Annotated in this window: 10 protein-coding genes and 1 pseudogene; 5 read left to right on the top strand and 6 right to left on the bottom strand. The window is 75.7% G+C overall.

Going from position 1 to position 11,391, the window contains the following annotated elements; translation table 11 throughout:
* The coding region (locus AB0M52_RS22365; RefSeq protein ID WP_363956809.1) for a glutamate mutase L at window positions 1-1,255 on the top strand (1,255 nt) is incomplete at its 5' end.
* Between the two features lie 454 nt (window positions 1,256-1,709).
* On the opposite strand, the gene AB0M52_RS22370 is transcribed toward AB0M52_RS22365, so the two are convergent.
* A complete protein-coding gene (locus AB0M52_RS22370) occupies window positions 1,710-2,291 on the bottom strand; it encodes an XRE family transcriptional regulator (protein ID WP_363956812.1) in 582 nt (193 codons plus the stop codon).
* 75 nt (window positions 2,292-2,366) lie between these two features.
* On the opposite strand from AB0M52_RS22370, the gene AB0M52_RS22375 reads away from it, so the two are divergent.
* The 4 genes from AB0M52_RS22375 to AB0M52_RS22390 all read left to right on the top strand — a co-directional run bounded on the left by AB0M52_RS22375 (window position 2,367) and on the right by AB0M52_RS22390 (window position 7,166).
* Entirely contained in the window at window positions 2,367-3,947 is a 1,581-nt protein-coding gene (locus AB0M52_RS22375; protein WP_363956815.1) for a bifunctional NAD(P)/FAD-dependent oxidoreductase/class I SAM-dependent methyltransferase, read from the top strand.
* A 205-nt stretch (window positions 3,948-4,152) separates the two neighbouring features.
* On the top strand, window positions 4,153-5,667 hold the full coding sequence (gene lnt / locus AB0M52_RS22380) for an apolipoprotein N-acyltransferase (RefSeq protein ID WP_363956830.1): 1,515 nt from the start codon (window positions 4,153-4,155) through the stop codon (window positions 5,665-5,667).
* Between the two features lie 35 nt (window positions 5,668-5,702).
* Entirely contained in the window at window positions 5,703-6,509 is an 807-nt protein-coding gene (locus AB0M52_RS22385; protein WP_363956818.1) for a polyprenol monophosphomannose synthase, read from the top strand.
* Between the two features lie 87 nt (window positions 6,510-6,596).
* Entirely contained in the window at window positions 6,597-7,166 is a 570-nt protein-coding gene (locus AB0M52_RS22390) for an FxsA family protein (RefSeq protein WP_363956821.1), read from the top strand.
* Between the two features lie 70 nt (window positions 7,167-7,236).
* Here AB0M52_RS22390 and AB0M52_RS22395 read toward each other — a convergent pair whose 3' ends face one another.
* From AB0M52_RS22395 to AB0M52_RS22415, 5 genes and pseudogenes are all read right to left on the bottom strand, one after another.
* A complete protein-coding gene (locus AB0M52_RS22395; protein ID WP_046564157.1) occupies window positions 7,237-7,578 on the bottom strand; it encodes an RNA polymerase-binding protein RbpA in 342 nt (113 codons plus the stop codon).
* 248 nt (window positions 7,579-7,826) lie between these two features.
* Entirely contained in the window at window positions 7,827-8,420 is a 594-nt protein-coding gene (locus AB0M52_RS22400) for a pyridoxamine 5'-phosphate oxidase family protein (protein WP_363956824.1), read from the bottom strand.
* Window positions 8,421-8,464: 44 nt separating this feature from the next.
* The gene (locus tag AB0M52_RS22405) at window positions 8,465-9,145 is read right to left on the bottom strand and encodes a response regulator transcription factor (protein WP_363956833.1); all 681 of its coding nucleotides are present in this window, start codon (window positions 9,143-9,145) and stop codon (window positions 8,465-8,467) included.
* The gene (locus AB0M52_RS22410) at window positions 9,133-10,416 is read right to left on the bottom strand and encodes a histidine kinase (RefSeq protein ID WP_363956827.1); all 1,284 of its coding nucleotides are present in this window, start codon (window positions 10,414-10,416) and stop codon (window positions 9,133-9,135) included. Before AB0M52_RS22410 ends, AB0M52_RS22405 begins: the two co-directional genes overlap by 13 nt.
* Window positions 10,417-10,693: 277 nt before the next feature.
* A pseudogene (locus tag AB0M52_RS22415) lies at window positions 10,694-11,391 on the bottom strand (hypothetical protein); the annotation flags it as partial.

Here is an 11,391-nt window from a genome sequence, read left to right on the forward strand (position 1 = left end):
GGTCGCGGCGGCGGCGGCGCCGACCACGGTCGGCACGGACGTGCTGCACGGCCTGGACGCCGCGGTCACTGCCGCGACCGCGCGGCTCGGGGTGCGTGACGTGCCGTGGTACGTGTGCTCGTCGGCCGGTGGTGGGTTGCGGTTGGCGGTGGTCGGCTACGAGCCGCTGGTGACCGCGCAGGCGGGCCGGCGGGTGGGCCTGTCGGCGGGGGCGGACGTGGTGCACGTGGCGGCCGGCCGGCTGGGCCGGGCGGAGCTGTCCGCGTTGCGGGCGGCCCGCCCGGACGTGGTGTTGCTGGTCGGTGGCACCGACGGCGGGGACGCCGACACGCTCACCCACAACGCGACGCGGCTGGCGCGGGCCCGCTGGCGGGTGCCGGTGGTGCTGGCCGGCAACGTCGACGTCCGGGACGATCTGCAGGGGCTGCTGGCCAGCGCGGGGGTGCCGGTGACGGTGGCGGACAACGTGTTGCCCCGCATCGGGGTGCTGGCGCCGGTGTCGGCGCGGGCGGCGATCCGGCAGGTGTTCCTGCGGCACGTGATCGGTGGTAAGCGGTTGTCGCGGGGCGGCCGGTTCGCCCGGTTGGTGCGGGCGGCGACCCCGGATGCGGTGCTGACCGGGGTGGAGGCGCTGGCCGACGTGGTCGGTGGTGATCTGGCCGTGGTCGACGTGGGTGGTGCCACCACGGACGTGTACTCGGTGCTCACCCCCGACGAGCGGGCCAGCGGGCCGGGCCGGGAGGTGGCCGGCGCGTTGTGGCGGGCGCGGACCGTGGAGGGGGACCTGGGGATGCGGTGGAGCGCCCCCGGGGTGGTGCGGGCGGCCGTCGAGGAACGTCTCGTCGCGGCGGCGGAGCGCGACGGGTTGGCCGCCGCGGCGGCGGTCCGGGGCGCCGATCCCGGGTTCCTGCCGGCTGATGCGGCCGGGCGGGCCGTCGACGCGCGGATCGCGGCGCTGGCGGCGACGGTGGCGTTGCGCCGGCACGCCCGTGGGGTGGGTACCGGTGAGCGGGCCGGGCGGGACCTGCGGGACGTGCGGCTGCTGGTCGGCTCCGGTGGGGTGCTGCGGCACGCCCGGGACAACGACGCGGCGGGGGTGTTGGACGCGGTGCTGGCCGACCACGCCGGTGGGTGGGCGCTGCCGCGGGCGGCCCGGCCGGTGGTGGACACCGACTATGTGCTGGCCGCGGCCGGGCTGCTGGTGGCGGACCATCGGGCGGCGGCCCGGGCGCTGCTGCGTCCACTGCTCGGCTGAGCACAGTGGACCCGATGGTCCGGTCCGCCGTCGATGTCCGGAGGGTCGTTGACGCGACACGCCGAGGTGATGTTTGCGACTCGGCGGGGGTGGGTTGACAAGTCCCGGGGTGGGCCACGTACCGTCTTTGAGTCCTACCACGGGAAGCGGCTGCTGTTCGCTTCGTCCCTTCGTCCGCTGGCCGAGCGACATGCAGTTCGTCGCGGCGGCCAGGTCCAGCGGGCGGGGGTCGGCGGGGCGGCGCGAACCGGCTGCGGTTACCGGTGTTCGGGCAGGGTGGGGTGCACGGCCAGTAGACAACGGCCCGGCGGGGGCAGCCAGTCACCGTCCGGTCGGTCCGAAGGTCGGCGTGCCACATTCTCGCCGCACCGGCCGGGGAGGGCCTGGGAGCATCGGGGCGCGGCTCATGCCGCGCCCCGACTTCGTTTCCGCGCCGGCCCGGCCCAGACCGTGGTCAGCCGGTGGCGGGGCGGGCCCGCACGTGCAGGCGTTCGCCCTGCGGGCCGAACAGGTTGAGCACCTCGGTGGGTTCCGAGCCCGGGTTGGACACGCAGTGCGGCACCCGGGTGTCGAATTCGGCAACCTCCCCGGGAGCGAGCGTCAGCTCGTGTTCGCCGAGGCGCAGCCGCAGCCGGCCGGAGAGCACGTACAGCCACTCGTAGCCCTCGTGGGACTGCGGTTGCGGGTCGGCAGGGGTGTGCGGGGGCAGGATCTGCTTGAACGCCTGTACACCGCCCGGACGGCGGGTCAACGGCAGGAACGTCATGCCGTGCCGGACGATCGGGCGGGGACGTACCCGGGGGTCGCCGACGGCCGGCGCGCCGACCAGCTCGTCCAGTGGCACCTGGTGGGCGCGGGCCAGCGGCAGCAGCAGCTCCAGGGTGGGTCGGCGCTGCCCCGATTCCAGCCGGGACAGGGTGCTCACCGAGATGCCGGTGGTCTCGGCGAGGTCGCTCAGGGTGGTGCCGCGCCGTTTGCGCAGGGCCCGCAACCGGGGGCCCACCGCCGCCAGCACCGCCGCCTCGTCGTTTGCCATAACAGCAACAATACTTGTCGTACGGCGGGGGCTGGGTGCAGCGTGTGGTCGACCGGAGCGACGAGGGGGGTACGGATGGACGACAGGTACGACGTGGTGGTGGTCGGCGGCGGGGCCGCCGGGCTGGCCGGGGCCGCGACCCTGGCCCGGGCGCGCCGCACGGTGCTGGTGGTGGACGCGGGTGAACCACGCAACGCCCCCGCCGGCGGGGTGCACAACTACCTCGGCCGGGAGGGCATGCCCCCGGCGCAGCTGATGGCCGTCGGCCGGGACGAGGTCACCGGCTACGGCGGGCAGATCGTCGACGGGAGGGTCACCGCCGTCGACCGCGACGGGGCCGACTTCGTGGTCACCGTCGACGGCGGGCGTACGCTGCGGGCGCGGCGGCTGCTGGTCACCACCGGCCTGATCGACGAGCTGCCCGAGGTGCCCGGGGTGGCCGAGCGGTGGGGCCGGGACGTGCTGCACTGCCCGTACTGCCACGGCTGGGAGGTCCGCGACCGGCGGATCGGGGTGCTGGCCACCGGCCCCCTGGCCATGCACCACGCGCAGCTGTGGCGGCAGTGGAGCCCGCATGTGCTGCTCCTGCTGCACGACGCCCCGGCACCCGACGCCGAGGAGCAGGAGCGGCTCGCCGCGCGGGGCATCACCGTGGTGCCCGGCCCGGTCGCCGCCCTGGAGGTGGCCGACGACACCCTCACCGGGGTACGGCTGGCCTCCGGGGAGACCGTGGCGCTGGACGCGGTGGTGGTGGCCACCCGGATGACCGCCCGCGCCGGGCTGCTGGACTCGCTCGGCCTGGCCCCGGTCGACGTGGAGACGGCCGGTCAGGTGATCGGCCGGCAGATCCCCGCGGACCCGACCGGCGCCACCGCCGTGCCGGGGGTGTGGGTGGCCGGCAACGTCGCCGACGTGTTCGCCCAGGTGATCCGGGCCGCCGGTGCCGGCATGCTGGCCGGGGCGGCGATCAACGGCGACCTGGTGGGTGAGGACACCCGGGACGCGGTGACGGAGCACCGGCGGCAACGGGAGGCCATGTTCACGGAGGCGGCCTGGGAGGAGCGCTACCAGTCCCGGCCGGCGGTGTGGAGCGGCCGACCCAACCCGCAACTGGTCGCCGAGGCCGCCGAGCTGCCCCCCGGGCGGGCCCTGGACGTGGGCAGCGGCGAGGGCGCCGACGCGGTGTGGCTGGCCGAGCGGGACTGGACGGTCACCGCGGTGGACATCTCCACCACCGCGCTGGCGCGGGCCGCCGACCACGCGAAGGCCGCCGGCGGGCAGGTCGCCGAGCGCATCGAGTGGACCCACGCCGATCTGCTGCGGTCCTCACCCGCCGAGGGCGCCTACGACCTGGTGTCGGCGCAGTTCATGCACCTGCCGCCGGAGCCGCGGCGGGAACTGTTCGCCCGGCTGGCCGACGCGGTGGCACCCGGCGGCCGGCTGCTGATCGTCGGGCACCACCCGCAGGACCTGCGTACCACGGCCCACCGCATGCACTACCCGGAGATGATGTACACCGCCGAGCAGGTCGCCGCGGATCTCGACCCGGGGCGCTTCGAGGTGCTGGCGGCGCAGACCCGACCCCGGGCTGCGGTGGACCCGGACGGACGGGACATCGTCATCCACGACGCCGTCCTGCTCGCCCGCCGCCGGTAGCCACGGGTGCTCCGGTCGCCCCGGCGGGCACGTCGCCCCGCCGGGGCGACCGGCGACGCGGATGTATCCGCGGCGGCCGGGTAGCCTTCGCCCCGTGATCCCGCCCGACTCGCCCGTGACGACCGTGGACCGCGCCGCCGCGACCACCCCGCCGGGCCACCCCGATCCCGCCCCGCGCCCGATCCGCCTGCCGGTGGCCGTGGCGATGGCGGTGGCCGCTGGGCTGGCGTTGCTGGTGGCGTTCCCGCCGTACGGATGGTGGCCGTTGGCGCCGGTGGGGGTGGCCCTGCTGGCCGCCGCGACGCACCGGCGGCGGCTGCGGGCCGGCGCCGGCCTGGGCTTCCTGACCGGGGTGGCCCTGTTCGCGCCGTTGCTGGCGTGGACGAACCTGCACACCGGTTACCTGCCGTGGGTGCTGCTGTCGCTGCTGCAGGCCGGCTACCTGGCGCTGCTGGGCCTGGCCACGGCGTGGGTGTCGCCGCTGGCCGACCGGATCCCCGCGGTGTGGCCGGCGCTGACCGGGGTGCTGTGGGTGGGGCAGGAGGCGCTGCGCGACCGCACCCCGTTCGGCGGGTTCCCGTGGGGGCGGCTGGCGTTCAGCCAGGACGGCTCGCCGCTGCTGCGGCTGGCCGCGCTGGGCGGCGCCCCGCTGGTGACGTTCGCGGTGGCGCTGACCGGCGGGCTGCTCGTCGCCGGGGTCTGGTGGCTGACCCGGACGCGCCGGGACGCGCCGGACGGACGGTGGTGGGCGCCGGCCGCCGGCTGCGCCGCGGCGGTGGTGCTGCTGCTCGCCGGCGGGCTGCTGGTGCCGGTGGCCACGCCCCGGGCCGGGGACGCGGTGACCGTGGCCATCGTGCAGGGCAACGTGCCGCGGCTCGGGCTGGACTTCAACGCCCAGCGGCAGGCGGTGCTCGACAACCACGTGAACGCCACCATCGAGCTGGCCGGTGAGGTCGCCGCCGGTACGCAGCCCCGGCCGGACCTGGTGGTGTGGCCGGAGAACTCCAGCGACATCGACCCGCTGCGCAATCCGGCCGCCGGGGCGCGGATCTCCGCGGCCACGGACGCCATCGGCGTGCCGATCCTGGTCGGGGCGGTGCTGGTCGGCCCGGAACAGGGACAGGTGCGCAACGCGGGGCTGCTGTGGCGCCCGGGCAGCGGCCCGGACCTAAAGCAGCTGTACATCAAGCGGCACCCGGTGCCGTTCGCCGAGTACGTGCCGCTGCGCAACATCGCCCGGATGGTCAGCAAGCAGGTCGACCGGGTCCGCTCGGACTTCGTGGCCGGCACCGAACCGGGCGTGGTGCGTACGCCGGCGGCGGTGCTCGGCGATGTGATCTGCTTCGAGGTCGCCTACGACGGGCTGGTCCGGGACACCGTCGTCGGCGGCGCGCAGCTGCTGGTGGTGCAGACCAACAACGCGACCTTCGACGTGGCCGAGGCCCGCCAGCAGCTGGCCATGGTGCGGTTGCGGGCGGTGGAGCACGGGCGGCCGGCGTTGATGGCCTCCACGGTCGGAGTGTCCGGGTTCGTCACCCCGGACGGGCGGGTAAGCGATGCCACCGGGTTCAACACCCGTGCGGTCGTGGTGCGGCAGCTGCGGCTGACCGAGGGGCAGACGCTGGCCACCCGGGTCGGGGTGCTGCCGGAGGTGCTGCTGGCGGGGCTGGCCGTGGTCGCGCTGGCCGGGGCGGCCGTGCTGCGCCGCCGGCCCGGGTAGGCGGCCGACGGCCCGGTGTGAGGGGGGCAGCGGTGATGCGCAGGACCGACATCCGCCCGGCGGTGACCGGGGTGTCCGGGGTGGGCCGGGTGCTGGTGGTCATCCCGACCTACAACGAGGCCGACAACGTCACAGCGATCGTGCGGCGGGTCCGGCGGGCCGCCCCGCAGGTGGAGATCCTCGTCGCCGACGACAACAGCCCCGACGGCACCGGGAAGATCGCCGAGGAGATCGCCCGCGCCGACCGGCGGGTGCACGTGCTGCACCGGGAGGGCAAGCAGGGGCTCGGCGCGGCGTACCTGGCGGGGTTCGCGTGGGCGCGGCAGCGTGACTTCGACGCGGTGGTGGAGATGGACGCCGACGGCTCGCACGCCCCGGAGGACCTGCCGGCGCTGCTGGCCGCCGCCCGCGACGCGGACGTGGTGATCGGGTCGCGGTGGACCCGCGGCGCACGGGTGGTCAACTGGCCGCTGCGGCGGCTGCTGCTGTCGCGGTGCGGCAACCTGTACGCGCGGCTGGCCCTGGGCATGCCGGTGGCCGACGCGACCGGCGGTTACCGGGTCTACCGGGCGGCCGTGCTGGACGCCTTGGACCTGGCGTCGGTGTGCTCGCAGGGCTACTCGTTCCAGGTGGAGCTGTCCCGGTTGGCGCACCGGGCCGGGGCGCGGATCGTGGAGGTGCCGATCACGTTCGCCGAGCGGGAACGCGGCGCCAGCAAGATGAGCCCGCTGATCGTGGCCGAGGCGCTGTGGCGGATCACCGGCTGGGCGGTGAGTGACCGGCGTAGCGCGGTGCGACGCGGATGGCGGGGCGCCACGTCGGGGCAGGCCCGGTGGCCTTGAGCCGGGTCGTGTCATGCTGGACGTACGGGACGGCTGCGCCGCCGGGGGTGGCCGGAGACGATGAGGCCGTGAGGCGGATGGGGTGATATGCGCCGGGCAGTGAGGTTCGTACCGTTGGCCCTGCTGGTTTCCGTGGCTGCGGAGCTGGCGGTGTTCGTGATGGTGGGCCGGGCGATCGGCTTCGGCGCGGCGACACTGCTGGTGTTCGCGGCCTCGCTGCTGGGGCTGGTGCTGCTGCGCCGGGAGGGGATCCGGGCGTGGCGGGGGTTCCGGGACGCGGCGCAGTCCGGCCGGCCGCCGGGTCGCCAGGTCACCGACGGGTTGGTGGGTCTGCTCGGCGCGCTGCTGCTGGCCACCCCGGGGCTGCTTAGTGGCCTGGTGGGGCTGGTGCTGCTGGTGCCGCCGGTGCGTCGGCTCGCCCGCGGTGGCATGCAGCGGGCCACCGAGCGCCGGGTGTCGTCGATGGCCGCCGGTGACCTGTTCGGGCCGCGCCGGGTGCGGGTGTACCGTGGCGCGCCGCAGCAGCCGGCGGGTGCCCCGCCCCAGCAGCCGACCGGTACGGCGCCGCAGCAGCCGGCTGGTGGGCCGGCGCAGCCGGTCGTGGTGGACGACGGCCAGGCCATCGAGGGCGAGATCGTGGAGCCGCGCAACAGCTGACTCAATCGGCCCATGCACATCGCGATGGTGCCCCCGGGAGAACCTCCCGGGGGCACCATCGTGATGTGGGTCAGGCGCGACCGCGGCGGGTACGGACCTCCTGCAGCCGCTCGGCGAGGATGTCCTCCAGCTCGGCGATCGACCGTCGCTCCAGCAGCATGTCCCAGTGGGTGCGCGGCGGCTTGGCCTTCTTCTGCTCCGGCTCGCTGCCGTCGACCAGCCGGGCGACGCTGCCGTCGAACTTGCATTCCCAGGTGGTCGGCACCTCGGCGTCGACGGCGAACGGCACCTCGAACTGGTGACCCTTGGCGCACAGGTACTCGCGGGTCTGCCGCGGCGCGAGCTCCGTGTTGCGGTCGGATTCGTAGCTGACCGCGCCCAGCCGGCTACCGCGCAGCATACGCTCGCCCATGATCGACACTCCCTCGTTGGTGGTGCTGGTCCTATCGGTGTAACGGTCCGCCTGCGCCGGGCCATTCCCGCGGCCAGGCCTCGACGGCCCGCTCCCGCGGGTGCGCTGTCAAGGGTAGCTGGCCATGGCGTACGCCCGGCGGGGTCGTCCCCGGCCGGGTCGTCACGGCGGACCGTCTCCGCCAGCCGGAATGGTAACCGGCCGGGACACCCGCGCGGGCGCGACGGTCGGTGACGCGCCGGGGCGGGTCAGCCGGCCGGTGGGGTCGGCGGCAGCGGCAGGGGCAGCCCGGGCAGCCCGTCGATGCTGGTGGCGACGTCGTCCTTGCCGGCGAAGTACGCGTCCAGCGACGCGTCGTCCTCCCGGGCGAACCGCCGGGCGTGCAGGTCCCGGTCGCCGTCGTAGGTCATCAGCGGAACCGCGTAGCCGCAGGTGTCGCGGATCACCCGGGCGTGCACCACAATGATCGCCCGCAACCCGTGGTCGGCGCTGTCGATGTCCGGGAAATGGGCCAGCAGCCCCGGGAAGCGGGGATCGTCACGGAACACCGGCTCACCCCGGCCGTGCACCCGCACGATCGACGGCGGGCCGGAGAAGGCGCACCACATCAGCGTGATCCGGGCGTTCTCCCGCAGGTGGGCGATGGTCTCGGCGTTGCTGCCGGCGAAGTCCAGGTAGGCGACGGTCAGCTCGTCGAGCACGGCGAGGCAGCCGCGCAGACCCTTCGGGGAGAGGTTGACCGTGCCGTCGCCGGCCAGCGGGGCGGTCGCGGTGAAGAACAGCGGCTGCGCCTCGATGAACTGCCGCAGCCGGCCGTCGATGCGCTCGTACGTCTTGCCCATGCCACCATCATCGACCGCTGCCGCCCCCGGCCGCCGCCCCGATCTCAGCCCTCGGCGGCGTCGTGGGCCATCAGGGCCAACTGGATGCGGTTGGTCAGCTCCAGCCGGGCCAGCGCGCTGGACACGTACGCCTTCACCGTGCCCACGGACAGGTACAGCCGGGCGGCGATGTCCGCGTTGGACAGCCCGGCGGCGACCGCCCGGGCAACCTCCTGCTCCCGCTCGGTGAGCAGGGCGAACCGTTCCCGGGCCCGCTGCCGGCGGGCGTCAGGTGGCCCGCCGGCGGCGACGCGGTCGATGAGCGTCCGGGCGACAGTGGGGGAGAGCACCGGCTCGCCGGCAGCGGCCCGACGGACCGCGTCGACGATCCGTTCCGGCGGGGTGTGCTTGAGCAGGAACCCGGCCGCACCCGCCCGCAACGCCTCGACCACGGTGGCGTCGGCGTCGAAGGTGGTCAGCACGATGACCACCGGCCGCTGCCCGGCCCGGGTGGTGACGCCGCGGGTCGCCGCGATCCCGTCCAGCAGCGGCATCCGCACGTCCATCAGCACCACGTCGGGACGCGACCGGGCCACCGCGTCGGCGACGTCCACCCCGTCGGCCGCCTCACCGACGACCTCCAGCTCCGGTGCCCCGCCGAGGATCAGCCGCAGCCCGGTACGCACCAGCGCGTCGTCGTCGACGAGGAGTACCCGGATCCGCGCGCCCGCCGTCACGCCGGCCAGGATAGCCGGGCGGTCAGCCGGAAAGACCCGTCGACGACGCCGTGCTCGACGGTGCCGCCGTCGAGGGCGACCCGTTCGGCCAGCCCGGTCAGGCCGGCGCCGGCGCCCGGCCCGCCGTGCGGACCCGGCGGCACCGGGTTGCTGACCGTCACCGACACGCCGGGGCCGGGAGCGGCGTCGACGCGGACCTCGACGGGCGCGCCCGGTGCGTGTTTGCGGGCGTTGGTCAGTCCCTCCTGGACGGTGCGGTAGACGGTGCGCTGGGTGGCCGGCCGCAGCGCCTCGGCCGTGCCGGGGGCGCAGACCATCTCGAAGCTGACCCGCTGCCCGGCGGCCCGCGCCTCGGCAACCAGTCGGGCGATGTCGGTCAGCCGTGGCTGCGGCGCGGCCGCCGCGGCCGCCGGGGCGTCGCGCAGCACGGCGAGGACCTCGGCCAGTTCGTCGAGCGCCCGCGCGGCCGCGTCACGGATCACGTCGGCCGCTTCGCGGATCTCGCCGGCCGCCAGCGGCAACCCCGCGCCGGCCTGCGCCTGCGTGGTGCGGTAGGCCAGGCCGCCGGCGTGCAGCGACAGCAACGAGATCCGGTGGGCGAGCACGTCGTGCATCTCCCGGGCGATGCGTTCCCGCTCAGCCCGGCGGGTGTCGGCCAGGCGCCGCTGGTGTTCCTGCCGCTGCCGCGCGGCGTCGCGACGCAGCCCCAGAATGAGCTGGCGGCGGGCCCGGGTCGCCATCCCCCAGCTCAGCGGCACCAGGTACGCCACGCCGATGAACGCCAACGCCATCGACCTGCTCGCGTCCGGCGGCGGGTGCAGCGCGGAGAAGTGCAGCGTCGGCACCAGGTACGCCACGGTGACCAGGGACGCCGGCAGCCAGTCGCGGCGGATCGCCAGGTTGAACACCGCCACCATCGACGCCCCGAGCGCGGTGCCGGCCAGCATCAGCGCCGGCACCAGGGCGATCGCCAGCGCCAGCGGGAACCGTCGCCGCCACCACAGCGCCAGGCAGGACGCCACGCCCACCCACGGGTCGACGGTGAGCATCCAGGTCGGCGTCGCGTCGGCGTAGTAGGGCGGCTGCTCCGCCCACGCGTCCAGGCCGACCAGCACCGCGCCGGTGAACAGCAGCACGTCCACCACCCAGTCGCGTACCGTGCGGCGGGGTCGCGGCCGGGTCGGATCGGGCTCGGCCAACTCCGCCGGCAGCAGCCAACGCGGCGCCCGCGTACCCGCCAGGGGTGCAGCCGGGTCGGCAAGGGTCGGTTTCGGGCTCATGCCGGCACTCCGGCGTGCGGTGCGCTGGGCCGGCTGATGCGCTCCCTCATGCGGCGAGCCTAGGCAGCCGCCGTGCCCGCCCGCGGTTGCCCATCGGCCAGTGGAGCCGGCCACCCGGCGCCGACGCCTCGCCGATCATGCAGTTATGGCTGCCGATATGAGGCATTGGCGGCTTTCGCGGGGCACCAAAAGTGTATGATCGACGCCCGGCCGGGCGGGGGCGGGGTCGGTATTTCGGGAGCCTGTCGCGGCACTGCGGATGGGGATGGGCCGGGTGTCAGGGTCCGGGGGTCAGGCGGGTGAGGGCGGTGGCGAGGTCGGCGACCTGGCCGGCGAGCTGGGCGACGCGCTGGCGGGCCTCGTCGCGGTCGGCTTCGGCGGCACGCAGCCGTACCGTCAGCTCCGCCGCCTGGCGCTCGGCGGCGCTCGCGGCAGCCCGCGCGGTGGCCAGGTCGGTGTGCAGCGTGTCGGCATGGGAGTTGGCGGCGGCCAGGTCCTCGCTGGCCTGCCGCACCGCCGCCTGCGCCCGGTCACGGTCGGCGTCGGCCCGGGCCCGCTCCCGCTCGGCCCGCTCGGTGTCCGCGTGGGCCGTCGCCGCGTGGGCCCGGGCCTGCTCGGCGGCGCTGCGCTCCTCGGCGGCCTGGGCCCGGGCCAGTTCGGCCTCGCCGCGGGCCTGGTCGGCGTCGGTGCGGGCCCGGTCCGTGTCCGCCCGCAGCTGTTCGGCCTGCGCCCGCAGTTGCTCGGCGTTGCTGGTCGCCTCGGCGGTGGCCTGTCCGGCGCGCTGGGCGTCGGCCCGCGCCGCGTCACGCTCGGCGGCCAGGTCGGCGGCCCGGCGGCGCTCGGCGGCCAGGTCGGCGTGCAGGGTGGCCAGCTGCGCGCGGGCAGTGTCCCGGTCGGACTCGGCCTGTGTGCGCAGCGCCTCGGCGGATCTCCGGCCCACCGCACTCGTGCACCGCCGCGATCCCCAGCGACGCC

Origin of the sequence: Micromonospora sp. NPDC051296 (assembly GCF_040682255.1) — a bacterium.
In the GTDB taxonomy this organism is placed as follows: domain Bacteria; phylum Actinomycetota; class Actinomycetes; order Mycobacteriales; family Micromonosporaceae; genus Micromonospora; species Micromonospora craterilacus.